Below are 26344 nucleotides of genomic sequence, written 5' to 3' on the forward strand. Positions count from 1 at the left end.
CCCCTGCCCACCCAGGTGGCGCAGGAGAACGAGCCGCAGCCCGTCGACGAGGAACCCGTACGCGACGTCGAGGCGCTGGCCGCGCTCGTGGCGCAGACGGTCGCCGGCCTGCAGGGCAGCTCCGGCGGCGAGGTGACCGCCTCCCGGCTGAAGCGGACCCTGCTGCGCAAGGACCCGACCTTCAGCGAGTCCGACTTCGGGTTCCGCACCTTCGGCGAACTCCTGCGCCACCTCGCCGCGCACAACGTCGTCGAGCTGGCCGAGGGGCCCGCGAAGGGCGACCCCGAGGTGTCCCTGCCCGAGCACGGCGACCGGGAGACCGCTTTCGGGCTGCTCCGATCGGTGGTCGGCGACGTGGCGGGCGAGGGCGGCGCGGTGGCGCTCTCCGGCTTGAAGGATCAGCTCCGGCGCGCGTGCCCCGACTTCAGCGAGAAGAAGCTCGGCTACCGCAGCTTCCTGCAGTTCTGCAAGGCGGCCGCCACCGCCGGCGCCGTGCAGCTGCGGTGGGGTCCCGACGCCGACGACTATCTGCTCACGCCGCAGGCGTCGTGATCGCAGCGCCGCGTCCGCCTGGCCGCGCCCACCTCGTCGTGGGCGGAGTGTCCACACTCCACGCCGGGGTCGAGGGGCGCCGGCGCGGCCCGCGCGCGGCCGGGAAGAGGTGACCACCGCCGCCCGTGTCGTCGCGGCGTCGAGTCTGTTCATGGCTCGTTCCGATGGGTGTCACGTCCGGCGGCTGGGATGAGGGCGCACGAACCCCGCTGCCCGAAAGGCCTCTCTGCACATGACGCAGTCCCCGCTGGCGCTGCCGCGCCGCCGCTTCCTCGCCCTCGGCGGGGTCGCCGCCGGTGCGGCGGTCTTCGCCGCCGACCCCGCCTCGGCGACCTCCACCGCCTCGACCGACCGGATCACCCTGCCGGGTTACGCCTTCACCCTCGGCGTCGCGTCCGGCGACCCGACACCCGACGGTGTCGTGCTCTGGACCCGGCTGGCTCCCGACCCGCTGGCGGTCGACGGGCTCGGCGGCATGCCGCAGCGTGTCGTCGACGTGCGGTGGGAGATCGCGGAGGACGAGAGGTTCCGCCACATCGTGCGCCGTGGCGTGCACCGCGCCACGCCCGAGTGGGCGCACTCGGTGCACGCCGAGGTGCACGGCCTGCGACCGGACCGCGTCTACTGGTACCGGTTCCGCGTCGCCGACCAGGTCAGCCCGGTGGGCCGCACCCGCACCGCGCCGCGCCTCGGTGCCCCGCTGCACTCGTTCACGTTCGCCTACGCGAGCTGCCAGGCGTACACCGACGGCTACTTCACGGCGTACGAGCACCTGGCCCGCGAGGACCTCGACCTGGTGGTGCACCTCGGCGACTACATCTACGAGGGCGGTGGTACCGGCACGATCGGTCGCGCGCACCTGCCGGCGACCGAGACGTTCTCCCTGACCGACTACCGGATCCGGTACGCGCAGTACAAGCTCGACCCCGCCCTGCAGGCGGCACACGCCGCCGCGCCCTGGGTGGTCGCCCCCGACGACCACGACGTCGAGAACAACTGGGCCGGTGACCACTCGCAGCCCGACACCGAGCCCGACCAGGACCCCGCCGTGTTCCGGCTCCGTCGGGCCGCCGCCTACCAGGCGTACTACGAGAACCTGCCGCTGCGGGCCTCGTCGATGCCGCACGGCCCGGAGATGCAGGTCTACCGGCGTCTGCGCTTCGGTGACCTGCTGCAGCTCGACGTGCTCGACACCCGCCGGTTCCGGGACCAGCAGCTCACCGACCAGTCGCTGCGCTGGGACCCGAACCGGCAGATGCTCGGCGCGAAGCAGGAGGCGTGGCTGCTCGCCGGGCTCGGGGCGTCCACCGCCCGCTGGAACGTGCTCGGCAACCAGATCTTCGCCATGGAGGCCGACCACACCGACGGCGAGCCCGAGACGTTCGGCATGGACACCTGGGACGGGTACGCCGCCGCGCGTCAGCGGCTCTTCGACGGCGTGGCCCGCCGCCGCGTCGAGAACTTCGTCATCATCACCGGCGACGCGCACCGCAGCGTGGCCGCCGACCTCAAGCTGGACTTCTCCGAACCGGGCTCGCGCACGATCGGCACCGAGTTCCTCGGCACGTCGATCAGCTCCGGCGGCAACGGGACCGACACGGACAAGCTCGGCGTCACGTGGCTCACCGAGAACCCGCACATGAAGTTCCACAACTCCCAGCGGGGATACCAGGTCTGCCACCTCGGCCGGCGTGAGATGTACACGGACTACCGGGTGCTGCCGTTCGTCGACGCCCCGAACGCCCCGGTCACCACCCGGGCCCGCGTGCACGTGCGGAGCGGGCGGCCCGGCGTGGCGCACGTGTCGGTGTAGCCGACGACGCCGCCTCCGCGTCCGGCCGGACCGGACGCGGAGAGCGGCGCCGTTTTCCTCTCCGGAGGGTGGAACCCGAACGCCGTGAGCGGTGTCATGGGGGGTGACCGAACCGGAGGTTCCACTGGACGACGGCGAGTTCGTCGCGCGGGCGCAGAGAGGTGACCTGGAGGCGTACGAACTCCTGGTCGCCCGGCACACCGCGTCCGCGTACCGGACCGCCGTCCTGCTCGGCGCGGGCCCCGATGCGGAGGACGTCGTCCAGGAGGCGTTCGTGAAGGGATACCGCAAGCTCGCCCGCTACCGGGGAGAGGCGTCCTTCCGGTCGTGGCTGCTGGCCATCGTGGCCAACGAGACCCGCAACCTGCACCGCTCCCGCAGCCGCCGGGACGGCCTCGTCCTGCGGGCGGCGGCCGCGAATCCCGACTCGGAGGTCACGGGGGACAGCGCGGTGAACGCCGTCCTCGCCGCGGAGCGCCGGACGATGCTGGTGGAGGCGCTGCGCCGGCTGCCGGCGAAGGACCGCGAGGTGATCGTCTGCCGCTTCTTCCTCGACCTCAACGAGGAGGAGACGGTGACCATCCTGGGCTGGCCGCGCGGCACGGTGAAGTCCCGGACGTCGCGGGCGCTCGCGAAGCTCCGCGCCATGCTCGACCGCCAGGAGGTCGGCCATGGATGATCTCGAGCGGGAGCTGCGTGACCTGTCGCCGTGGTTGCACACGCCGGCCGCGCCGGAACTGACCGGCCGGGTGCGGGCCCGGATCGCCGTGCCGGCACCGTGGTGGCGAAGATGGCGCTACTACCTCGCCCCCCTGCTCGTCGCCCTGCTCGTCGCGGTGCTGCCGCCGGGGCGGGCCGCGCTCGCGGACGCCGTGGCGGGGCTGCTGCGCTTCGCCGGCGTGAACATCGCGACGGCACCCGCCCCGGCGCCGCCCGCGGGGGACCCGTCGCCGTTGCCGTCCCAGCGGTCCCTCTCGCTGGAGGAGGCCCAGCGGCAGGTGCGTTTTCCGCTGCGCGTACCGGCCGGACTGGGCCCGCCCGAACAGGTGCTGGTGGCCGACCCCGACGACACCGGCGCGTGCCGCGTCGCGACGCTCGTCTTCCGGGGAGGCGCGCTGCGCCTCGACGCCTTCGACGGCCGGGTCGACCCGGTCTATCTGAAACGGGTCGACGAGCCGGGGACGGAGTGGGTGCAGGTCGACGGCGCGTTCGCCGTCTGGGTCGCGGGTCCGCACGATCTGACCTACGTGGACCGGACCGGTGTGACCCGGGTGGAGACCGCCCGGCTCGCCGCGTCGACCCTGATCTGGGAGGAGGCCGGGGTGACCTACCGGCTGGAGGGCGACCTTCCCAAGGCGGAGGCCCTCGGGATCGCCACCTCGCTCTGGTAGGAGCGCGCGCCAGGTCGGCGTCTCCGGTGTGCCGCCCGCCGAGGGTGGGTGCGCCGGGCGCGACGCGCGCGCCAGGTCACGGCGAGGTGGTGGCTCGGCGACGGAACCGTGGGCGGTCGGCCGGTGTCCGGACAGTGGCGGCACTGCCGGGTCGCCGGCAGGCCGGGCGTTCAACGGGAGGGCGAGATGGGTCCGTGGAAGAAACTCCTTCTACCGGCGGCGGTGATCCTGTTGGCCGGGTGCACCACGGGGGCCGGTCCGGCTGATCCGGCCGACCCGCCGGCCGGCCCGGCCGCCGACGGCACGGCTTCGAGGGCGGTCGGGACCGGCGCGGGCGGCTGTGGCTCGCGGGTCGAGACCGGGCCGTTGCCCGAGTGGGCGCGTACGGGTTTCAGCGGCGACGCCCGGATGCCGCACGTGATGGGGGAGAACGGCGACATCGTCGCGGCGCTCTTCGGCCATCCGCTGCGGGTGGCCCGCACGGACGGGTCGACCAACAAGATCCTCTGGGTCGCGCGTCCCACCGGCACGTCTCCCGATCCGGCGTCCACGCCCGCACTGCAGATCACCGCGACGCGGGACGGCACCGACACCCCGGTGACCCGGGAGGTGGCCGGCGGTCCGGGGCCGTCGATCATCGACCTGCCGCGGGCGGGCTGCTGGCACCTGGAACTGCGCTGGTCCGGGCGCACCGACACGATGGACCTGGTGTACGCGCGGAGCTAGCCGGGACGCCCCCCGCCCCGGCCGACGGCCGGGGCGGGGGGCGTCCACGAGGTACGCGGGGCGGTCACGAGCGGGCGAAGCCACCCTTCGGCGCGATCAGCTCCAGGTTCGTCCCATCGGGATCGTTGAAGTACGCGACCTCCGTACCGAGCGCCTCCACCGGGTACACCTCGCCCTCGGCGAAGGTGTACGGCCGGCCGAGGAACTCGAACCCGGCCTCGCGCATGCGCTCGTAGACGGCGGAGACGTCGTCGACCTTGAAGCAGAGGTGCATCGAGGCCGGGCGGTTGGCGGCCGGCTCCGACGGATCACCGATCGGATCCTGGAACTGGATGAGGTCGACGCCGAGATTGTTCAGGTTGAACGTGGCGTAGCGGAGCTTCGTCGTCGGCAGCCCCTGGGACTGGGCGAACCCGGGCCCGTGCATGTTCTCGTCCCGGACCACCGGTTCCACGCCGAGGAGCGCCTGGTAGAACGCGACCGAACGGTCGAGGTCGCTGACCGCGATCCCCACGTGGGCGGCCTCCCGCAGGCCGATGGACACCGTCGAGGGGTTTGGCGTGCTTGTCACTTCGGGATCTCCTCAGGGGTGCGTCGTGCGTCTGGTGAATCACCGCGTCTGGGGTCGTACCCACAAGCTCCTGGCCTATACCCACGTCACGGAACGACAGGTGCGTTTCGCTCCGCGTGCTCGGGTGTTCGGCCCGGCCCGCACCACCGCGCGGTGGAGGTGACGTCATGTGATCGATTGATTGCCATACGTGATTTCGGGTGACATCGTCCGGCCATGAACGCCTCCAGCCAGGAACTCGGTGCCGAGCCGCGTCACCCCTTCCACACCGACGCCGACGGCGTCACCCGGCCTCGGGGGCCCGAGAAACACCCCTACTACGCCCGTTTCGCCGCCTCCGGTCCGCCGGTGGTGCCGGTGCTCCGCCAGATCGCCGGTGAGCTGCATCGCGCCCTGCTGATCTGCCGGTACGCCGACGTCCGGGAGGTACTGCGCAGGCAGGACGTCTTCTCGCGCGCCGCCGCCGTACCCACCGACCAGATCGACGTCACGGGAACGATGCTCGGCCTGGACGGCCGACAGCACGCCCGGGTCCGTGGCACGGTCAAGGACGCCTTCACCAGGACCGCTGTCGCCCGGCTGAGCACCGCCGTACGCGCCACCGCCGAGGCGCACCTGGCCACGCTGACCGCCGGTGAGCGCCCGGCCGACCTGGTCCGGGACTTCGCCGTCCCGTTCGCCCTGGACGTGATCTGCGATCTGCTCGGCCTGCCCGGCGAGGACCGGGCCCAGTTCCGGCGGTGGGGCGACATGTTCCTCGGAACCGGCGACCTCGGCCGCGACGACGCCGCCCGGTCGGCCGTCGAGATGGGCGGCTACCTGTGGGAACAATTGGAGCAGCGGCGGACCTGCCCGGCCGGCGACCTGATGAGCAGGATCGCCGCCGGCGCCGCCGACCAGCCGATGGACGTCCAGATCAAGCTGCCGATCTCACTGCTGGTGGGAGGCTGGGAGACCACCGCGAGCTCGGTCGCCACCTTCGTGTACGTGCTGCACACCCGCCCCTACCGGGACGGCCGGACGGGGTGGGAGCACCTGATCGAGCATCCGGAGCAGGTGAGTGCCGCCGTCACCGAGCTGGAGCGGCTCTACTCCACCGCCAACGGCGACGACATGCCGCGCCGCGTGCTCGCCGACGTGCGGCTGCCCAGCGGCGCGCGGCTGGCCGAGGGTGACCTCGTCATCCCCTCGCACGACGCGGCGAACCGCGATCCGGGCGTCTTCCCGGACCCGGAGCGGATGGACTTCGACCGCCGGCCGAACCCGCATCTGTCCTTCGGCCACGGCCCGCACTACTGCGTCGGAGCGCACCTGGGTGCGCTCGAGGTGCGCACCGCCATCGCGTTGCTGCTGAAGGAAGTGCCCCAGCTGCGGCTCGCGGTCGCGGCCGGCGAGGTGCCGTGGAAGGCCGGGCACGCGATCCTGGGTCCGGCCGCGCTGCCGGTGACCTGGTGACCCACCGCCGCGGGGCCACCGGGCCGGCCATGGTGTCCGCGGCGGCGCCGTGCGGACCTCAGAGAGCCAGCAGGACGGTCATCCCGAGGTAGGTCGCCAGCAGCATGACGCCTTCGAATCCCAGGCGGCCCCACCCGCAGGTCTGCCGGATGAGCAGGCCGCCGAGCAGCGTCGCGGTCATGAACAGGCTGGTGGTGGTGGCGAGCAGCTCCGGGGCGCCGGCGCTGTGGTAGATCGAGCCCTCCCGGTAGGCGATGTCGCCGGCGACGAGGGTCAGCACGTCGAGGATGTTCCCGCCGAGCACGGCGGCGATCGCCAGGGTCACCGCGCCCCGGCGTACCGCGGCCACGGCGGTGACGGTCTCCGGCAGCGCGTTCACGATGCCCATCAGGACGCCGCCGACGAACCCTGAGCTGAGTCCCGTGACGTTGACGATGCTCTCGGCGGCGAGCGCGACCAGCCAACCGCCCGCCGCGACGAGCAGACCGACGACGGCGAAGCGGGTCCAGAGCCAGCGGGGTGAACGGCGGTTGAGCGGGCTCTCGTCGTGCGGGACGTCGGGCTGCGTCTCGGAGGTGGCGATCGCCTGCCACATCGGTGCCGCGCCGGCGCGGCGGATCAGGACCAGCCCGCCGGCGTACACGCCGACGATGACGGCGGACATCGGGTCGACGCCCGCGACGCTGGCCTCCGGGACGTAGCTGGCCAGCAGGGCGAGGGCGAGCAGTGCGATGAGCAGGCAGCCGGAGAGCAGGTTGGAGACGGAGGCGGCCGCGTGTTCGAGATTGGCGCGACGGTGGAACGCGTCGGCGACGGCGACGGCGGTGGTCTGGGCGGCGATCCCGCCGACGGCGTTGCTGTAGCCGAGACCGGCCTCTCCGCTGGCGGCGGCGACGATCGTCATGATGATGCCGGACAGGCCCGTGACGACGCCGAAGAAGACCACCCCGAAAAGGGCCTCGCCCCAGCCGGTGCGGTCGGCGAGCGCGTCGCCGAGGCCCGCCAGGCGGATGCTGCCGGCCACCGTGATCGCCCCGGCGAGCAGGAACACCGCGGCGCTGAACGGCAGCGGCCAGGGGAGGGCGGTCGGGTCCGGCACCGGCGGGTTCTTCCCCGAAACGTGGCGATGATGCCTCGATGCTTCCGGTGTCCGGCTGCGACCCGTCCTGGGCGGAGCGCGCCCGGCGACCGGCGCCGCCCCTGCCGTCATCTCGCTGCGCTCGGCCGACAAATCATCTATTGTCAGAATTGCTCACGTTCATCTGTGTCATGCCGTACGCGGTCCGCGCACCCGGGCCGACGGCCGGCCGGCCGACCGCACCGCGCCGCCGCTGACCGGCGGCGCCGTCGGCCATCGCCTGCGCCGACGTCACCGAGGTGGTGAACCGCGGCCCTGCTCCGCCGTGCCCAGGCCCGGGGGAGCGGACCGGAGTCGGATCCGGCACCGGGGCGACCGGACAACGCGCTCGTCAGGGGCCGATCGACCGGCGCCGCGAGCCGGAGACATGTGCGGCGGCGGAAGCCGCCGGCCCATGAGCCGACACACGGGGGAGCGGTCATGGCCCACTCAAGTCCGCAGAGCGTCAAACCGACGGGAGGCCGCTGGGGCCTCGTCGTCGCCGCGGTGCTCGTCCAGCTCGCACTCGGCGCGGTGTACGCGTGGAGCGTGTTCAACCAGCCACTGCAGGAGCAGTTCGGCTGGAGCAAGACGCAGGTGGTGCTTCCGTTCACCGTGGCGATCGGCACGATCTTCATCGGCAGCCTGATCGGCGGTCGCATCCAGGACCGGCGCGGACCGAGACCGGTCGCCCTGGGCGGCGGCCTCCTCTACGGAATCGGGAACATCCTGGCCTCGCTCACGTCCTCCAGCGACCAGCTCTGGCTGCTCATCGTCACCTACGGCGTGGTGGGCGGGATCGGGCTCGGCGCCGTCTACATCACGCCGATCGCCATGCTCTCGAAGTGGTTCCCGGACCGCCGGGGCCTGATCACCGGCATCGCCGTGGCCGGGTTCGGCTTCGGCGCCGTGATCGTCGCACCGGTGGCGAAGGCGCTGTTGAGCGGCACGGCCGACAAGCCGAGCGTGTTCCTGCCACTGGGCATCGCGTACCTGATCGCGATCCTGCTCGGCGCCTCCGTCTTCCGCAACCCGCCCCAGGGCTACCACGTTCCCGGCTTCACGCCGAAGACCAGCGGCCGGGCGGTGGCCGGCACCCGGGTCTACACGCTGGGCGAGGCGCTCCGGACCCGGCAGTGGTACCTGCTCACCGCGATCCTGACCCTCAACGTCACCTGCGGTATCGCGCTGATCTCGCAGGCCGCCGACGCCGCGCAGACGATCGCGGGGGTGAGCGCCGCGACGGCCGCCACCCTGGTCGGCATCCTCGGCCTGTTCAACGGCGCCGGCCGGGTGGCCTGGGCCTGGTTGTCCGACCGCATCGGGCGGATGTCGGCGTTCATCGGGATGCTGGTGCTGCAGGCGATCTGCTTCTTCATCCTGCCGCACGCGGGGGCGTTCGCCGTGTTCGCCGTCCTCGCCGCGGTGGTCTACCTCTCCTACGGCGGCGGCTTCGGCACGATGCCGGCGACCGCGGCCGACTACTTCGGCACCCCGAACGCCGGCGCGGTGTACGGGGCGATGATCGTCGCCTGGAGCATCGGTGGGGTGGTCGGCCCGCTGATCACGTCCGGGCTCTTCGAGGCGAGCGGCGACAGCTACACCCTGCCGTTCACGGTCATCGCGATCATCGCGCTCGTCGCCCTGGTGCTGCCGCCGATCACCAAGCTGCCGACCGCGCCGAGCGGCCCGCGCCCGCACAACGAGGTCACCGGCCCCTGACGGCGCGACGCCGACGACAGACCCGCCGGCCCGTGGCGTCGCCACGGGCCGGCCAGGCCGTCAGTAGCGCAGCGCCCGCAGGTTCGTGTAGCTGTCGCAGGCCGACGAGACGCCGTCCGGCCGCGGGCTGTCGTTCTCGGTCAGGTAGTACTCGACTCCGGCCACCCCGCTGTAGGCGAAGACGCGGGTGAAGTCGATGGTCCCCTCGCCCACGTCGGCGAACGACCCGTCGGCGGCCATGTCCTTGACGTGGAACAGCGAGAAGCGGCCCGGGTACTGCTGGATCAGCCGCACCGGATCGATCCCGACGCTGGCCGCCCAGTACAGGTCCAGCTCCATCGCCACCAGGTTCGGGTCGGTCTCCCGAACCAGCACGTCGTAGCCGCGTACGCCGTCCTGCTCGGTGAACTCGAACCCGTGGTTGTGGTACGCCACGGTGATGCCCGCCTGCTTCAGCCGGGCGCCGACGGAGTTGAGCGTCGCCGCCACGCGCGAGTAGTCGTCGAGGTCCCACGAGCCCGAACCCGAGATCCGGACGTACCTCGCGCCGAATGCCCGCGCGTCGGCGATGACGCCGTCGAGGTTGTTCTCCAGGTCGCCGAGGCCGACACCGATCGACGGCACGGTGAGACCGGCCCGGGCCACCAGCGGTGCGAGCTGCGCGGCCGTCCTGCCGTAGAAGTTGTTCACCCCGCCGGAGGGCTCGGCGTTGCGGTAGCCGCAGTCGGCGAGCGCCTCCAGGGTGGCCTCGGGCGCGGCCGGCATGGTGGCCCGCACCGTGTAGAGCACGAGGCCGATCCGCCGGTCGGGTACGGCGCGGGTCCCGGTGACCCGCTGCCGCTTGCCGACGTCGGAGCCGGCGGCGGCCAGCAGGATGCGCGCCTGCTCGGTCGAGGTGATGACGCCGTCCCGCTTGATCGAGGCGGTCAGGCGGGTGACCGTCAGCAGGAAACCGCCGTGGTTGGCGAAGGGCGCCTCGGCCCAGATGGCGTCCATGATCGTGCAGCCGTCACCGAGGTCGCGGTTGGGCACGCCGGAGTCGGCCCGGTCCTGGCCGAAGAAGACCGTGGCCGACGAGGTGTAGCCCCACGGGCAGGCGTCGGCGGTCTGCTCCCGCAGGTCGGGCGTGTGCGCATCGGCGGCCGCCGCCGGCGCGAACGGCAGGATCGCCACGACGATCGACGCGGCGAGCAGGGACCGTGCGAGTCGTGTTCGGAACGGGCGGGCACTGGTTCGATCCATGCTCTCTCCCCGGATGTGGACGCGGAAGTCGACTGGGCGGACGTCGGGCCGCCGGCGGGCACGGGCCGCGGCGAGCGGCGTACCGGCGGGGTGGACGGTCGAGGTGCGCCGGTGGTGGCGGGACGAGGAGGCGCCCCGCCACCACCGGACGTTCAGTTCGCCGTCACGACGACGGTCGAGGCCATCGTCGCCCCGAGGCTGTCGGTGACGGTCAGCCGCGCGGTGTAGGTGCCGGCGCGGGCGTACGTGTGACTGGCCGACGCGCCGTGCACGACTGCCGTGTTGTCGCCGAAGTCCCACACGTGGTCGACGATGGTGCGGCCGGCGGCCGGCGACGCGGTGCCGTCGAACGTCACCTGCAGCGGAGCCGTCCCCGTGGTGGGCGTGGCCGTGACCGAGAGCGTGGCGTCGGTCTGTTCGCGTACGCCGGCCCCGTTGAAGCGCAGCCAGTCCAGCGCCATCAGGTCGGGCGTGCCGCCGGTCTGGTCGGGGTTGACGAAGACCAGGTGCAGGTCGACCGTCCGACCGGGATCGGTCAGCTCGACGGTGGGTGACACGACGTTGTCCCACCCGCCGGTGCCGCCGATGGTGGCCCGGCCGAGGAGCTCTCCGGTGGGGGAGTCGGCCCGGAACTCGACGTCACCGCCGCTGCTGCCGGAGGCGACGCCGAGCGTGACCGAGTCGATGCCCCGCAGGTTGACCGGGCGGAAACTGATCCAGTCTCCGGTGTCGATGTCGCCGATGCGCTTCCCGGCGCTGGCCGTGGGCCGGTCGAGCACCTGGATCCCGTTCTGGCCGTCGAAGTGCTCGGCCTCCTTGCTCCTGATCTGCAGCTCCGCCTTGGTCGAGCCGACCAGCTCCGGCGCGCCGGCGGCGCCACCGTCGGTGTACTGCGCGGTCAGCACCGTGTACAGGTTCTGCCCCGGCCCGTGCCCGTCACCGCCGTTGGTCTCGGTCAGGGCCACCCCGCTGCACCCGATGTAGTTGTCCATCGGATGGGTGTGCGAGTCGTGGCCGAGCTGGGTCTGCACGACCACCTTCGCGCAGTCGATGGCGCCGTCCTCCGGGTCGTCCACCGTCACCGTGTACGGGATCCGGTCACCGAACTCGAAGAACGCCCCGTCGGGCACGCTGAGCGTCACGGTCGGGCGGGTGTTGCCGACAGTGATCTCCTGCACGGCCACGGCGGTCTGCCCGTTCGTGGCGGTGACGGTGAGCCGGGCGGTGAAGCGTCCCGGCGTGCCGTACGTGTGGCTGGCGTTCGCGGCGGTGGAGTCGGTGCTGCCGTTCCCGTCGAAGTCCCATGCGTACTCGATCGCCGTGCCGTCCGGCCCACCGGAGCCCGCGCTGGAGAAGGCGACGGTCAGCGGCGCGGGTCCGCTCTCCTTGTCGACGGCCAGCCGGGCCGTCGGTGGCCGGCTGTTGGCGACGTAGTCGATGCGGTAGATGCCCGCGCCCTCGTTGCTGCCGCCCCGGCCGCTGCCGCTGCCCTCACCGAAGTCGATGACGTACAGCGAGCCGTCCGGCCCGAACTCCGCGTCGAAGGGCTGGATCCACGACAGGTCGCCGAGCACGCCGTTGATGGACTGCAGCTCACCCGGCCTGGTCGGGCCGAAGCGGGGGTCGCGGAACCGCTGGGAGGTCTCGTGGATCGACACCGTCTTGAACCACTTGCGGGTCAGCTCGTAGACGAACCACTTGTCCTCGAAGTACTGCGGGAACTTCGTCAGCCGCGGGTTGGACGGGTCGTAGTCGTACACCGGGCCGCTCATGGGCCCGCCACCGCCCGTGCCGAGCTCCGGGAACTCCGCCGAGGCCGAGTACGCGTACCAGATCAGCGCCGGCTCGGCCGCCGGGAGCCGGGTCAGCCCGGTGTTGTTGGGGGAGTCGTTGACCAGCGCCGCGCAGTCGAACGTCGGCCCGGAGGTGCTGGTGGCGAAGTCGTAGTCGTTGAACGGCGTGTTGTCCCCGACGCAGTACGGCCAGCCGTAGTTGCCGGCCCGGGTGATCCGGTTGTACTCGACGGTCCCCTCGGGCCCTCGGCTCGGGTTGGCCGACCGGGCGTCCGGGCCGTAGTCGGCGACCAGAAGCGCGCCGCTGTTCGGGTCGACGGTGATGCGGAATGGGTTCCGCATGCCCATGGCGTACACCTCGGGCCGGGTCCGCGGGGTTCCCGGCTTGAACAGGTTGCCCTTCGGGATCGCGTAGCTGCCGTCGGGCCGGGGCTTGATCCGCAGGATCTTGCCGCGCAGGTCGTTGGTGTTGCCGGCGGTGGCCTGCGCGTCGAACGCGCGGCGGCCGTCCCGCTCGTCGATCGGTGTGAAGCCGCTGGACTCGAACGGGTCGGTGTTGTCGCCGATGGCGGCGTAGAGGTTGCCCTGCTCGTCCATCGTCAGCGAGCCGCCCATGTGCGAGTTGGCGCGGGCTTCGCCGCGCCAGGTCGGGACCGTGAGCAGGCGCTTCTCCGAGTCGAGGCGGACGCTGTCGCCGTCGACGGTGAACCGGGACAGATTGAGCTGTTTCTCCACCTTGTCGGACCAGAGCAGGTAGAGCCAGTTGTTCCTGCCGAAGTTCCGATCCAGCGTGAGACCGAGCAGGCCGTCGGACTGGCTGGTCTGCTCTGGGGTGTAGGCGAAGTCGATGAGCGTCGTGACGGCGAGGCTCTCCTGGTCGACGACCTTCAGCGCGCCGGTGCGCTCGATGTAGAAGACCCGGCGGTCCGGCGCCACGGCGAGCTCGAACGGGTCGGAGAGATCCTGGGCGACCAGCGGGATCCGCTCGAAGTTGTTGGTCCGGGTGGCGCCGCAGTCACCGGCGGCGGCGCCGGCCGCCCACCGGATGCCGCCGAGCAGGTGCTTGAGGAAGGCCTGCTCGGAGAAGGACGAGGAGCTGTGCCCGCCGGCCGTGTACCAGGAGCGGCCGCCGTCGTAGTTCTGGCACCACGAGTACGGGTGGTCGACGCCCTCGTCGAGGCCGGGGATCCCGTCACGCACCTTGACCTGCGCGAGGGTGTGGACCTTACCCGTCGGGTTGGTCCGCCAGTTGTACCACTCCTCGCTCCGTTCCCAGAGCTCTGGCAGGTCCTTGGTGGACGGGTGGGCGTGGTCGAGGACCTTGATCCGGCCCGGGAAGGTCCCGCCGGTGGCCGAGAAGTCCGGGTGGTTGTCGAAGATGGCCCCTACCAGGCCCTCGTACCAGTCCCAGTCGCGTTCGCTCGCCGAGGCGGCGTGCAGGCCGACCCAGCCGCCGCCACCGCGGATGAACCGCTGCAACGCGGCCCGCTGGTCGGCGTCGAGCAGGTCGCCGGACTCCGGGGTGGAGCTGGTGTTGTTGAACACGAGGGCGTCGAACCGTGCGAGGTTGGCGTCGGTGAACGCGGCCGCGTCGTCGGTCGCCTCGACCGCGAAGCGGTGGCGCGCGCCGAGCTTCCGGATGGCGTCGATGCCGGCGGGGATGGCGTCGTGGTGAACCTCCGTGACCTTGGAGAAGACCAGTACGCGGAACGAGGCGGTGGCTGCCGCGGTGGCTGCCGCGGTGGCGGTGGCCGGTACGGCGCTGGTCACCAGGAGGGTGATGGCCGTGAGCAGGGCGAGGACTAGCTGGCGTTGGCGTCTCATGCACGCGCTCCTAAGCGGGACGGGAGTCGGAAAGCGCTTTCCAGCCGCCGTCCAACCCTAGAAGACTCATTCCGATCGGTCAATGTGTTTCCGGCCGGCAATCGGTGCGGCGTGCGGCGCTCCGGCCGTCGATCGGATCCTCGGCTCCGCGACATCCGGTGTTGGTCGGTTTCGCGATCCCCGCTCGGCGAGGAGGGACTTTGATGCCGAGCACGTGCCCGAATGGAGTTACGCATTCGTTCCGGTCTTAGCGTCGAAGATCCTTCCCGGGTCGTTGACGGAGTCGCCGGGTGTCGTTACGGTCGGGTGAATCACCTCGGGAAAGCCCTTTCCGCGACGTCAGACGGGCCGCGCGCTGCGCCGCCGGACGCTGTCGTTCCGACATCGAGGAGGAGTGCCCGTGACACACCGCGCGGCCGACCAGAGCGCCGGCCTGGTCACGGACGACGTGCCGGCAGCGGCGCCCCCGACCGTCGACGCGGCCGGCGGTTCACCCGCCGGCGGGAACGCCCGGCCCGCCACACGCGCGGGCAGCCGGCTGCTACGCCTCCTCGAAGCGCTCTGGCGGCCGGCGCTGCTGCTCGCCGCGCTCTTCGCCGGCTGGTGGTTCGCCGCCGAACGCGAGTACATGCCCAACTATCTGCTGCCCACCCCCGGCCAGGTCTGGGCGACCATGACCGAGGACTGGTCGTTCCTCATGCGCAACACGTACGTGACGCTCTACGAGACCGTCATCGGCTTCGTCCTCGCCGCGTTGCTGGGCCTCGGTACCGCCGTCCTGATCGTGTACTCCCGCACCCTGGAGAAGGCCGTCTACCCGATCGTCCTCTTCGCACAGGTCATCCCGAAGATCGCGATCGCGCCCCTGCTCGTCGCCTGGTTCGGCGTGGGTCTCACCCCGAAGGTCGTACTGGCCGTGCTCATCGCGTTCTTCCCGGTCGTCATCTCCGGTGTGGCCGGGTTGCGTTCGACCGACCCCGAACTGCTGGACCTCTCCGCCACCATGGGCGCCGGGCCGTGGAAGACCTTCCGCAAGATCCGGTTTCCCCACGCGCTGCCGCACCTGATGTCCGGACTCAAGGTCGCCGTCACGCTCGCGGTCGTCGGCGCGGTCGTCGGCGAGTTCGTCGGAGCCGAGGAGGGCCTCGGCTACGTGCTGCTGGTGGCCAACGGAAACCTGGACGCCGCGCTGCTCTTCGCCGACCTGTTCCTGATGTCGCTGATCGGCATCGTGCTCTTCGCCGTCGTCGAGGTCGCCGAGGCGCTGCTCATCCCGTGGCACGCCAGCCGGCGCGGCGGCGTACCGCTCGCCACGTCCTGACCGCGACCCCCCGCCCGCACTCCGCCGGATGCTCCAGGAGGCATCACCCATGAGACGTCTCGCAATCACGGCCGTCGCGCTCCTGCTGCTGGGATCGCTCGCCGCCTGCGGCAACGACGGCGAACGGCAGACGACCGCCGACGGCAGGAAGAAGGTGACCCTCACCCTCAACTGGGTGCCGTACGGCGAACACGCTCCCTTCTACTACGGGCTCAAGAAGGGCTTCTACGACGCCGAGGGCATCGACCTCACCATCAGCGCCGGCGGCGGTTCCGGCAAGACCATCCAGGCCGTGGCGCAGCAGCAGACCGACTTCGGCTGGGCGGACACCCCGCCACTGCTCAAGGGCATCTCCAGCGGCATGAAGGTGAAGAGCGTCGGAGTGTTCCTGCAGAAGGGCCCCGCGTCCATCGAGTTCCTCGCGGACAAGGGCATGAAGTCGCCCGCCGACCTCAAGGGCAAGACCGTCGGCGGCACACCGGGGGACGCCATCTACGCGACCTTCCCCGCCTGGCTGAAGGCCAACGGCCTGGCCGAGTCGGACGTCAAGGTCGTCAACCTCGACGCCGCCGGCAAGATCGCCGCGCTCGCCGAGGGCCGCGTGGACGCGATCCAGGGCTTCTTCCACGACCAGGCACCCACCATCGAGGCGCGTACGGGCAAGGAGGTCGACTACCTGCTCTACGCCGACTGGGGCATGAACATGCTCGGAACCGGGCTGGTCGTCCACGAGGACACCCTGAGCGAGGACCCGGAGCTCGTCCGGGCGTTCACCCGCGCCACCCAGCGATCCTGGGCCGAATCCGCCAAGGACATCCCCGGCGCCACCGACGCCATGGCCGAGCTGGCCGAGAACGAGCCGGACAAGCCGGTGCTGGTCGAGCAGCTCACGTTGGCCGTGCCGCTGCTCGAGATCGACGGCGGTGGCGCGCCGGGGGTGAACGCGGAGGCGAAGTGGACCGAGACCATCGGCCTCATGAGCCGGTACGCCGGGCTCGAGGACGCGGGCGGCCCATCGACGTACTGGGACGGCTCCTACGGCAACGAGGGGTGACGCCGACATGTCCACCGCCACGCCGACGCTGACCGGCGCCGCCGTCGACCTCACCGACCTGACGGTCCGGTTCCAGTCCAAGCGGTCCCGGACCACCGCCGTGACCGACGTCAGCCTGCGGGTCGACCCCGGCGAGTTCGTCACCATCGTCGGCCCGTCCGGCTGCGGGAAGTCCACCCTGCTCAAGATCGTCGCCGGTCTGGTGGCACCCACCAGCGGTACCGTGAGTCTGCTCGGCCGCCCCGTACGCCGGCCCCAGCAGGACATCGGGTTCGTGTTCCAACGACCGGCCCTGCTGGAGTGGCGCAGCGTACGCAGGAACATCCTGCTCCAAGCCGAGATGCGCGGCCTGGACCGGTCGGTCGCCGCCCGGCGGGCGGACGAGCTCATCGCCCTCACCGGGCTGACCGGCTTCGAGAAGGCGCTGCCGCACGAGCTCTCCGGTGGCATGCAGCAACGGGTGGCCCTGTGCCGTGCGCTGCTGCACCAGCCGCCGGTGCTGCTCATGGACGAGCCGTTCGGCGCGCTCGACGCGCTGACCCGCGAGCAGCTCAACACCGAGCTGAACCGCATCTGGCGCGACACCGGCACCACAGTCCTGCTGGTCACCCACTCCATCGCCGAGGCGGTCTTCCTCGGCACCCGCGTCGAGGTGATGAGCCCTCGGCCGGGCCGGATCGTGCGCACCTTCCCGGTCGACATCCCGCCCGAGCGCGACTACGCGCAGGTCATGTCGGACGCGCGGTTCGACCGGCTCGCCACCCAGATCCGCCGCCTGCTCGGCGCGGGCGCCAACCACTGAACCGTCCTCGACCTGAACCGCGCGGGGCCCGCGCCCCCGTGCCTCAGCCGCGGCCCGGCGGAGCGCACGTGGGGGTGGGAAACGGTTCACCGACGTACCGGAGAGGCGAGCCGATGAACGGTCACGGCAGCCCGCCGCCTCTGCCCCTGCCCGGCGGGGTCGGCGTGTCCCGGCTCTGCGTCTACGACACCGCCGCCCCCGACGGCGAGATCGGCGGCACACCGCACCTGCACCTCTGCTGCGCCGAGGCGTACGTGGTGGTGGCCGGCGACGGGCTCGTGCAGACCCTCACCCTCGCGGGGTACCGCGAGACCCCGCTGCGCCCCGGCGCGGTCGTCTGGTTCGGCCCCGGCACCATCCACCGGCTCGTCAACCAGGGCAACCTGCAGATCGTGGTCCTGATGCAGAACAGCGGCCTGCCGGAGGCGGGCGACGCCGTGCTGACCCTGCCACCGGAGCACCTCACCGACCCGGCGACCTACGCGGCGGCCACCGCGCTGCCCGGCGGGGGAGCACCCGGAACCGACCTGACCGCCGCACATGCCCGCCGCGACCTCGCCGTACGCGGATTCGAGCGCCTTCGGGCGGCCGCGAAGAACGGTGACCTCGCACCGCTGCGCGACTTCCACTCCGCGGCCGTCAGCCTCGTCCGGCCGTTCGTCGACAGCTGGCGCGAGCGGTGGCTGAGCGGCGCGCTGCGGGCGGCCACCGAGACCGGGCGCCAGCTCGACGATCTCGCCCGCGGCGAGGCGCCGTACCTCGCCGACGCGGCGGTCGGTCAGTTCGCCGAGCCGCACGAGCGGGGCCGGCACGGCATGTGCGGCCTGCTCGACACCTATCCCGTCACCTGACCAGCGAAACGCGCCGTTGTCGGGCTTCGCGCGCGGTCAGGGGCCTGACGGGTGCGCCGGGAACCGTGTTGCCGGCCGGAGTGCCGGCTGCGACGCTACCGACGATGATCGACAAGCCCGGTGTTGACGAGCGGTTGCTGGCGGCCGAGGTCTCCGCCGCCTGGGTCGTGGAGGTCGCCCGACTCGTGTTCATGCCGGTCGGGCTCGACGGGGACGCCTGGGCGTACCGGGTGGACACCCGCGACGGCGAGCGCTACTTCCTGAAGCTGCGCCGCGGCGAGTTCAGCCCGGCCGCCGTTCTGCTGCCCGGCCTTCTCCGCGCGCACGGCGTCAGCCAGGTGGTGGCGCCGATCGGGCTGCCGGAGGGCGGAGCCGCGCGGCGGTTCGATGACCACCAACTGCTGCTCTACCCGTTCCACGACGGCGGGAGTCTGTGGGGCCGTGGTCTCACCGACCGTCAGTGGTATGAGTACGGTCAGTTCCTCAGCCGGTTGCACGCCGTCACGCCGTCCACCGACATCGCCGCGGTCCTGCCGGTGGAGACCTACCGGTCCCGCGCGGGCGAACGGCTGGGCACTCGGGCTGAACAGGCCGCGGCGAGCGAGACCCTCGGCGCTTTCTGGAACCGGTACGGTGCCGCGTTGCAGCGGCTGTCCGCGCGAGTCGACGACCTCGCCTCGCACGTCACGCACGGTCGACACGTCATCTGCCACGCCGACATCCACCCCGGCAACCTGATAGCGGACGGCGGCGGTCCACTGCACGTCGTGGACTGGGACGCGCCGATCCTCGCGCCGCGCGAGCGGGACCTGATGTTCATCTACAGCCGGGACTTCGGCGACCACCCGGTCGACGCCCACCGCGCGGCACTCTTCCATCGAGGCTACGGGCCGCTGGAACCGGACCGGAACCTGCTGAACTACTACCGCAGCGAACGGCACCTCGACGAGGTGGCCGCATTTCTGGGCAGCATCCTCGACCCCGAAGCCAGTCCAGAATCTCGGGCCAACGATCTGCACTGGCTGACCCGCATCGCCGAGACCGTCGCCGACCCCGGCTACGCGGCCTGATCCCGGGTGACCCGGTGTCGGCCCGGCCGGGACCGATGCCCACCGACTGTCCAGGTCCTCGTCGATCCCGCGAGGTATGCGGGAGGCTGTCGTAGGAAGGGGTTAGCCTTCGCGCCGTGACCTCCACCCCTTCCGAAGACTCCGCGCTGGATCCCTCGGGCGCCCGGATCCGCGACATGGGCACCGCGGCCGTGGAGTGGGCCGCCGCCTATCACGAGTCGATCCGCGACCTGCCCATCGTGCCCCGGGTCTCCGCCGCCGAACTGAGGCGGCTGCTGGCCGAGCCGCTCCCCGTCGACGGGCGCGACTTCACCGACCTGCTCGACGTCTTCCGCGAGGTGATCGTGCCGGGCAGCCGGCACAACGGCCACCCGCGCTTCTTCGGCTACGTCTCGGCGCCGGGCACCGCGGTCGCCGCCGTCGCCGACCTGCTCGCGTCGACCCTGAACGCCAACCTGCCCGCGTGGCGCTCGGCACCGGCCCCCACCGAACTGGAACACGTCACGATCGACTGGATCCGGGAGGCGCTCGGCTGTGATCCGGGCGCCGGCGGGCTCTTCACCAGCGGCGGCTCGATGGCCAACCTCACGGCGCTCGCCGCGGCCCGGCACCGTCACTGCGGCGACGCGGTCGCCGACCACGGCGCGGCCGCACACCCCGCGCCGCTGCGCGTCTACGCCTCCACCGAGACCCACCACTCCGTGCAGAAGGCGGCGGCGCTGCTCGGCATCGGGCGCGCCAACGTGCGTCAGATCCCGGTCGACGGCGGCTTCCGGATGGATGTCGACGCCCTCGTCGCGGCCGTCGAGGAGGACCGCGCCGCGGGCCTGGACCCGTTCTGCGTGGTGGCGAACGCCGGCACCGTGGTCACCGGCGCCGTCGACCCGCTGCGCGAGGTCGCCGCCGTCGCCCACCGATACGGGCTCTGGATGCACGTCGACGCCTGTTACGGCGGCTTCGCCCGGCTGGCCCCGTCGGCCCGTCCGCTCTTCGACGGTCTGGCGGAGGCCGATTCGGTCGCCCTCGACCCGCACAAGTGGCTCTACCTGCCGGCCGACTGCGGCTGTCTCATCTACCGTGACCCCGAGGCCGCACGGGCGGCCTTCCGGCTGGACGCCGATTACACCCGGGTCACCCAGCCCGAGTCCGCCGAGGCCTTCGCGTTCTGGGACTACGGCCCCGACCTGTCCCGGCGCTTCCGCGCGCTCAAGGTGTGGATGCTGCTGGCCCACGCCGGCTCCCGGGCGCTCGGCGAGGCGATCGAGGGCAACCTCGACTGCGCTCGGCACCTGGGTGAACTCGTCGACGGGAGCGACGAGTTCGAGCTGCTGGCCCCGGTCGGGCTCTCCATCGTCTGCTTCCGCTACCTGCCGCGGACGCTGCGGGACAAGCCCCGGTCCGATGCGGACGAGCGGCGTCTGGACCGCCTCAACGAGCGCATCATGGTCGCGCTGCAACAGGGCGGCAGTTCCTACCTGTCCAACGCCTCCGTCAACGGTCGCTTCGCCCTGCGCGGCTGCGTGCTGAACTACCGGACGACCCGGCGGGACGTGGAGATCCTGCTCGACGATGTGCGGCGAGCTGCGGAACAGGTGATCGCCGGCGCGGGGTGAGCGAAGCCCGCCCATCCGTTTTGTCGTGGATTGGCGGTGCACGCTCAGTGGTCGGACAGCCATCGAGGAAGGTCTTGCGCGGTCTTCGTATACAACATACGCTCCCCGAATCGCCCACGTGAGGAGCTCTCAATGACGAACCTCCCCTTCCGCGAACCGAGCCTGCCCCGGCTCCGTCCACTCCGGGCCGCACTCGCGGCGGTCGCCGTGGCCTGCACCGTCGCGGCCTGCTCGCCGGTGTCGGACAGTGGGGGCGACACGGGCTCGGGCGGAAACCAGTCGGCGGGCCAGGACTCGTTCGGCTCACCGGCGGACCCCAACGCCGTGCGCGACGGCGGCAACCTGGTCATCGCCCTCTCGGCGGAGCCCGACGCGCTCGACCCGACCCTGTCGCGCAGCCTCTACTCGCGCTACGTCTTCCAGGCCATGTGCCAGAAGCTCTACGACGTGGACGAGAAGGCCCAGGTCGTACCCCAGCTGGCCACCGCCCTCCCCACCACCAGCGGCGACGGGAAGAGCGTGACCATCCCGCTGCGCGAGAACGTGCGCTTCGCGGACGGCACACAGTTCGACGCCGCCGCCGTGAAGGCCACCATCGAGCGGCACCTGAGCAACGCCCGCTCGGCCCGCAAGAGCGAACTCGGCCCGATCGAGGCCGTCGACACCCCGGACGCCCACACCGTGGTCATCCGCCTGACGCAACCCTTCGCGCCCCTGGTCGGCGCGCTCGCCGACCGCGCCGGCATGATCATGAGCCCGAAGGCGCTGCAGAGCCTCGGCGACGACTTCGCCTCCGCCCCGGTCTGCGTCGGCCCCTTCAAGTTCGCCAAGCGGGTACCCCAGAACTCCATCGAGGTCGTGCGGGACCCGAACTTCTACGACGCCTCGAAGGTCCACCTCGACGGCATCACGTGGCGCATCCTCAGCGACGCGAGCATCCGCGCCGCCAACCTGCGCTCCGGCGACGCCCAGGTCGCCGACAGCGTCTCCACCCAGGACGTCGCCGCGCTGCAGCAGGAGTCCTCGCTGACCGTGCTGCAGTCCCAGTCCCTCGGCTACCAGGGACTCACGTTCAACATCGGCAACGTCGACGGTCTCGGCGCCGCGCCCAAGCCCATCAACCGGCCGATCGCCCAGAACGCGAAGATCCGGCAGGCCTTCGAGCACGCGATCGACCGGAAGGCGCTGGTCCAGGCGGTCTTCAGCGGCATCCACGCCGAAGCCTGCTCACCCATCTCGCCGGCGAGCCCGTTCTCGTCTCCCGAGGCGCAGAGCTGCCCGGCGCACGACCCCGCCAAGGCCAAGCAGCTGCTCACCGAGGCCGGCGTCCAGACCCCGTATCCGGTGACGATGCTCGCGTCGAACACGCCCGACACGCTGCGCCTCGCGCAGGCCCTGCAGTCGATGGTCAAGGACGGCGGCTTCGACCTGAAGATCAACCCGGTAGAGTACTCCTCCCTCCTCGACGAGCAGGACCGCGGCAACTTCGAGCTGCTGCAGTTGGGCTGGAGCGGACGCATCGACCCGGACGCCAACATCACCAACTTCGTCGGCACCCGGGCCAGCCAGAACGTCGCCGGCTACAGCAATCCGCAGCTCGACAGCGTGCTGACGCAGGCCCGCCAGGCGAGCGACATCGAGGAGCGCAAGAAGCTGTACGGGCAGGCGGTGACGATCCTCCAGCAGGACGACGCCCTGATCTACCTGTACCGGCAGCGGAACCTCACCGCGTTCTCCAACAAGATCCAGGGTTTGCAGGTCTTCCCCGACGGCGTGATCCGCGCGGCCTTCGCCGGATTCACCAAGTAGGTCGACAATGGCCCGGTATCTGATCACGCGCGCCTGGCAGTCCGCGCTGACCCTGCTCCTGTCGACGATCGTGGTGTTCTTCGGTGTGCGCGCCCTCCCCGGTGACCCGGCGCTCGCGCTGGCCGGGGAGGACCGCTCGCCCGAGGCACTGGAGGCGATCCGGCACCACTACGGGTTGGACCAGCCGCTGCCACTCCAGTTCGCCCAGTACGTGGGGCGGATGGCCCAGGGTGACTTCGGGGAGTCGATCCGGACCGGGATACCGGTGTCCTCGATGCTCACCACCGCCCTGCCCGTGACGGCCGAGCTCGCCGTCCTCGCCATCCTCATCGCCGCCGCGCTCGGCGTCGGCGCCGGGGTGCTCGCGGCCGTACGCCGCGGGCACCCCGCGGAGTGGCTGGCCAACGGCCTGGCCCTGGTCGGGCTGTCGGTGCCGCACTTCTGGCTCGGACTGCTCGCGATCCTCTACCTCTCGGTGGCGACGGGGCTCTTCCCCGCCTCCGGGTTCGTGCCGCTGCTGGACGACCCGGTGGACAACCTGCACCACCTCGTCCTGCCCGCCGTCATTCTCGGCACCGGCCTCGCCGCCATCATCATGCGGCAGACCCGGTCGGCGATGCTGGACTCGCTCTCGTCCGACTACGTGCGTACGGCGAAGGCGAAGGGGCTGCGTCCGCGTGCCGTCATCACCCGGCACGCCCTGCGCAACAGTCTCATCGTGGTCGTGACGATCGTGGGTCTCCAGCTCGGCGGGCTCATCTCGGGCGCGGTCGTCACCGAGCAGATCTTCGGGCTGCCCGGCTTCGGCAAGATGACGATCGACGCGGTGTTCCAGCGGGACTACCCGGTCATCCAGGCCGTCGTCCTGCTCACCGCGACCGCCTACATCCTGATCAACTTCCTCGTCGACCTGCTCTACTCCGTCATCGATCCCCGCATCCGAGTGACGGGGGACCCGGCATGACCGTCCTGACCGTTCCGACCGCCGACGCCGTTCCGGCGGGCCTGAGCCGACGCACCCGGATCCTTCGCCGGCTCCGGCGCAACCCGCTCGCCGTGGTGAGCTTCGTCGTCCTGGCGCTCGCCGCCGTCGCCGCTCTGCTCTCGCCCTGGCTCGCCCCGTACGCGGTCGAGCAGACCGACTTCGCCCACACGTTCGCCCCGCCGGGCAGCCCCGGGCACCTGCTGGGAACCGACGACCTCGGCCGTGACGTGCTGTCCCGCATCATGCTCGGCGCGCGCGCCTCCCTCCAGGTGGCGTTCCTGGCGGTGGCCACCTCGCTGGTGATCGGTGTGCCGCTCGGGCTCGCCGCCGGATACTTCCGGGCGTGGGACGCGGTCATCTCGCGCTTCACCGACCTGCTGCTCGCGTTTCCGTTCCTGATCATGGCGGTGGGGCTGGCGGCGATCCGCGGCGCCAGCCTCACCAATGCCGCCGTGGCCGTCGGGATCGCGCAGATCCCGGGCGTGATCCGGGTGGTGCGCTCGGACACCCTGCGGCTCAAGTCGCTGGACTTCGTCGCCGCCGCCATCGTGGACGGCGCCAGCGACCTGTGGGTGCTCGCCCGGCACATCCTGCCCAACGCGACGTCCGTGATCCTGGTGCAGGCCACGGTGGCGATCCCCGCCGCGATCCTCGGCGAGGCCGTGCTCTCGTTCCTGGGCCTCGGTATCCAGCCACCCGCTCCCAGCCTCGGCACCATGCTCGCCACCGCCCAGCAGTTCGCCGCCCGCGCACCGTGGGCCGCCGTTCTCCCGGGTGTGGTGATCATGGGCCTGGCGCTGGCGTTCAACGTCTTCGGTGACGCCCTCCGGGACGCCCTCGACCCGAAGGGGGACCGGCGATGACCACGACCGAACGCATCGGTGACCGGCCCGCGCCCGCCGCGCCGGCGCTGGAGCTGCGCGACCTCTCGGTCACCTTCCGCACCGAGGGTGGCAACGTCTCCGCGGTCGACCGGGTGAGCCTGGACCTCGCCCCGGGGGAGATCGTCGGCATGGTCGGCGAATCGGGGTGCGGGAAGAGCGTCACGGCGATGAGCATCGCCGGCCTGCTGCCCGACAGCGCCCGGATCACCGGCTCGATCCGGCTGCAGGGCACCGAGCTCGTCGGGGCCCGCGACTCCGTGCTGCGCCGCGTGCGCGGCAAGGAGATCGCGTACATCTTCCAGGAACCGATGAGCTCGTTGAACCCGGTGCTGACCGTGGGCCGCCAGATCGCCGAGGTCCTCCAGGTCCACGAACGGATGTCCCGGCGCGCCGCCCGGGCCCGCGCGGTGGAGCTGCTGGCCCTGGTCGGCATCCCGTCGCCCGCGACCCGGGTCGACAACTACCCGCACCAGCTCTCCGGCGGGATGCGCCAACGGGTGATGATCGCGATGGCGGTGGCCTGCGGCCCGAAGGTGCTGGTGGCCGACGAACCCACCACCGCGCTCGACGTCACCGTGCAGGCCGGCATCCTCCAGGTGCTGCGCGATCTGCGCGACCGGCTCGGCACGAGCATCCTCATCATCACGCACGATCTTGGGGTGATCGCCGACGTCGCGGACCGCGTCGTCGTCATGTACGCGGGCCGGGTGGTGGAGCGGGCGCAGGTCACCGACCTGTTCGCGCACCCCCACCACCGCTACACCGCGGGACTCCTGTCGGCGTCACCGACGCCCGGTGTGCACGCCGGCACCCAGCGCCTGCAGGAGATCCCCGGCCTGGTCCCCGTCCTGTCGAGCCAGCCGGACGCCTGCACCTTCGCGGACCGCTGCCCCGCGGCGGACACCCGGTGCCGCGACGCCGCGCCGCCCCTCGCGGCGGTCGCCACGGCCACCGACCACCTCGCGGCGTGTTGGCATCCCTGCCCGATCCCGCGGACGCAGCCGGAGGAGGCGAGCGCATGACGGAACAACCGAACGCCCTCGAGCTGGACGACCTCGTCATGCACTTCGGCCCCGTACGCGCCGTGGACGGCGTCTCCCTGCGCATTCCCCGCGGCCGGGTCACCGCGCTGGTCGGGGAGAGCGGATCCGGGAAGTCGACGGTGGGGCGCTGCGTGGTGCGGCTCGTGGAACCCACCGCGGGCGCGGTGCGGATCGCCGGGACGGACGTCACCCACCTGACCCGGCGGCAACTGCGCCGGCACCGCAGCGACGTGTCGATAGTCTTCCAGGATCCCGCCGGGTCACTGAATCCACGGATGCTGGTCGGCGACATCGTGGCCGAGCCGCTGCGGCTGTCCGGCCGGCGGCTCTCCGGACGCGACCGGGAGGCCCGCGTCGCCGCCGAACTCGGCCGGGTGGGCCTGCGCGGCGAGGTGGCCCGCCGCTACCCGCACGAGCTCTCCGGCGGCCAGCGCCAGCGGGTCAGCATCGCCCGGGCATTGATCTCCGAGCCCAACCTGCTCATCGCGGACGAACCGACGAGCGCGCTCGACGTCTCCGTGCAGGCGTCCGTGCTCAACCTCCTCGCCGACCTGCAACGGGACATCGGCTTCGCCTGCCTCTTCATCACCCACGACCTCTCGGCCGTCGAGTACCTGGCGGACGACATCGCCGTCATGTACCTCGGCCAGCTCGTCGAGCAGGGCTCCCGGGAACAGATCTTCAGCCGGCCCGCCCACCCCTACAC

The 26344-nt window shown here is 71.7% G+C and carries 22 protein-coding genes; 18 read left to right on the top strand and 4 right to left on the bottom strand.

What is annotated here, in order from left to right; translation table 11 throughout:
* The 5 genes from E1211_RS16140 to E1211_RS16160 form a co-directional block, all read left to right on the top strand.
* On the top strand, positions 1-552 hold a 552-nt coding region (locus tag E1211_RS16140), incomplete at its 5' end, for an OST-HTH/LOTUS domain-containing protein (RefSeq protein WP_207915385.1).
* Positions 553-784: 232 nt separating this feature from the next.
* Positions 785-2365 (top strand): alkaline phosphatase, encoded by a 1581-nt coding sequence (locus E1211_RS16145; RefSeq protein WP_132349826.1) that lies wholly within the window; start codon positions 785-787, stop codon positions 2363-2365.
* A 103-nt stretch (positions 2366-2468) separates the two neighbouring features.
* Complete coding sequence (locus E1211_RS16150; protein WP_243709547.1) at positions 2469-3044, top strand: RNA polymerase sigma factor; 576 nt, start codon at positions 2469-2471, stop codon at positions 3042-3044.
* The gene (locus tag E1211_RS16155; protein WP_132349828.1) at positions 3037-3756 is read left to right on the top strand and encodes a hypothetical protein; all 720 of its coding nucleotides are present in this window, start codon (positions 3037-3039) and stop codon (positions 3754-3756) included. The genes E1211_RS16150 and E1211_RS16155 overlap by 8 nt, the downstream gene beginning before the upstream one ends.
* 186 nt (positions 3757-3942) lie before the next feature.
* Complete coding sequence (locus E1211_RS16160) at positions 3943-4482, top strand: hypothetical protein (RefSeq protein ID WP_132349829.1); 540 nt, start codon at positions 3943-3945, stop codon at positions 4480-4482.
* Positions 4483-4546: 64 nt separating this feature from the next.
* Here E1211_RS16160 and E1211_RS16165 read toward each other — a convergent pair whose 3' ends face one another.
* A complete protein-coding gene (locus tag E1211_RS16165) occupies positions 4547-5053 on the bottom strand; it encodes a VOC family protein (protein ID WP_132349830.1) in 507 nt (168 codons plus the stop codon).
* Positions 5054-5269: 216 nt separating this feature from the next.
* Between E1211_RS16165 and E1211_RS16170 the strand changes: the two genes are divergently transcribed.
* Complete coding sequence (locus E1211_RS16170) at positions 5270-6508, top strand: cytochrome P450 (RefSeq protein WP_132349831.1); 1239 nt, start codon at positions 5270-5272, stop codon at positions 6506-6508.
* Positions 6509-6566: 58 nt separating this feature from the next.
* On the opposite strand, the gene E1211_RS16175 is transcribed toward E1211_RS16170, so the two are convergent.
* The gene (locus E1211_RS16175; RefSeq protein WP_132349832.1) at positions 6567-7607 is read right to left on the bottom strand and encodes a sodium:calcium antiporter; all 1041 of its coding nucleotides are present in this window, start codon (positions 7605-7607) and stop codon (positions 6567-6569) included.
* Positions 7608-8066: 459 nt separating this feature from the next.
* Between E1211_RS16175 and E1211_RS16180 the strand changes: the two genes are divergently transcribed.
* Entirely contained in the window at positions 8067-9347 is a 1281-nt protein-coding gene (locus tag E1211_RS16180; RefSeq protein WP_132349833.1) for an OFA family MFS transporter, read from the top strand.
* 60 nt (positions 9348-9407) lie between these two features.
* Here E1211_RS16180 and E1211_RS16185 read toward each other — a convergent pair whose 3' ends face one another.
* Positions 9408-10589 (bottom strand): sugar phosphate isomerase/epimerase, encoded by a 1182-nt coding sequence (locus E1211_RS16185; protein WP_132349834.1) that lies wholly within the window; start codon positions 10587-10589, stop codon positions 9408-9410.
* A gap of 152 nt (positions 10590-10741) precedes the next feature.
* Entirely contained in the window at positions 10742-14206 is a 3465-nt protein-coding gene (locus E1211_RS16190) for a ThuA domain-containing protein (RefSeq protein ID WP_132349835.1), read from the bottom strand.
* A gap of 400 nt (positions 14207-14606) precedes the next feature.
* On the opposite strand from E1211_RS16190, the gene E1211_RS16195 reads away from it, so the two are divergent.
* From E1211_RS16195 to E1211_RS16245, 11 genes are all read left to right on the top strand, one after another.
* Positions 14607-15527 carry an ABC transporter permease gene (locus tag E1211_RS16195; RefSeq protein ID WP_243709548.1) on the top strand — a complete coding sequence of 307 codons (921 nt, stop codon included), beginning with the start codon at positions 14607-14609 and terminating at the stop codon, positions 15525-15527.
* Positions 15528-15576: 49 nt separating this feature from the next.
* Positions 15577-16581 (top strand): ABC transporter substrate-binding protein, encoded by a 1005-nt coding sequence (locus tag E1211_RS16200; RefSeq protein ID WP_132349836.1) that lies wholly within the window; start codon positions 15577-15579, stop codon positions 16579-16581.
* Positions 16582-16588: 7 nt separating this feature from the next.
* The gene (locus tag E1211_RS16205; protein ID WP_132349837.1) at positions 16589-17383 is read left to right on the top strand and encodes an ABC transporter ATP-binding protein; all 795 of its coding nucleotides are present in this window, start codon (positions 16589-16591) and stop codon (positions 17381-17383) included.
* 113 nt (positions 17384-17496) lie between these two features.
* Positions 17497-18234 carry a cupin gene (locus tag E1211_RS16210; protein ID WP_132349838.1) on the top strand — a complete coding sequence of 246 codons (738 nt, stop codon included), beginning with the start codon at positions 17497-17499 and terminating at the stop codon, positions 18232-18234.
* A 104-nt stretch (positions 18235-18338) separates the two neighbouring features.
* Complete coding sequence (locus tag E1211_RS16215) at positions 18339-19304, top strand: phosphotransferase enzyme family protein (protein WP_132349839.1); 966 nt, start codon at positions 18339-18341, stop codon at positions 19302-19304.
* 116 nt (positions 19305-19420) lie between these two features.
* Positions 19421-20917: an aminotransferase class I/II-fold pyridoxal phosphate-dependent enzyme gene (locus E1211_RS16220; protein ID WP_132349840.1), complete on the top strand. Its 1497-nt coding sequence runs from the start codon at positions 19421-19423 to the stop codon at positions 20915-20917.
* A gap of 132 nt (positions 20918-21049) precedes the next feature.
* Positions 21050-22726, top strand: a complete 1677-nt coding sequence (locus E1211_RS16225) for an ABC transporter substrate-binding protein (protein ID WP_132349841.1) — start codon at positions 21050-21052, stop codon at positions 22724-22726.
* 7 nt (positions 22727-22733) lie between these two features.
* Complete coding sequence (locus E1211_RS16230; protein ID WP_132349842.1) at positions 22734-23690, top strand: ABC transporter permease; 957 nt, start codon at positions 22734-22736, stop codon at positions 23688-23690.
* Entirely contained in the window at positions 23687-24574 is an 888-nt protein-coding gene (locus E1211_RS16235) for an ABC transporter permease (protein ID WP_132349843.1), read from the top strand. Before E1211_RS16230 ends, E1211_RS16235 begins: the two co-directional genes overlap by 4 nt.
* The gene (locus E1211_RS16240; RefSeq protein WP_132349844.1) at positions 24571-25617 is read left to right on the top strand and encodes an ABC transporter ATP-binding protein; all 1047 of its coding nucleotides are present in this window, start codon (positions 24571-24573) and stop codon (positions 25615-25617) included. Before E1211_RS16235 ends, E1211_RS16240 begins: the two co-directional genes overlap by 4 nt.
* Positions 25614-26344: ABC transporter ATP-binding protein (locus E1211_RS16245; RefSeq protein WP_132349845.1), on the top strand; the 731-nt coding region annotated here is incomplete at its 3' end. The genes E1211_RS16240 and E1211_RS16245, both read left to right, overlap by 4 nt.

Origin of the sequence: Micromonospora sp. 15K316 (genome assembly GCF_004348525.1) — a bacterium.
GTDB lineage: Bacteria > Actinomycetota > Actinomycetes > Mycobacteriales > Micromonosporaceae > Micromonospora.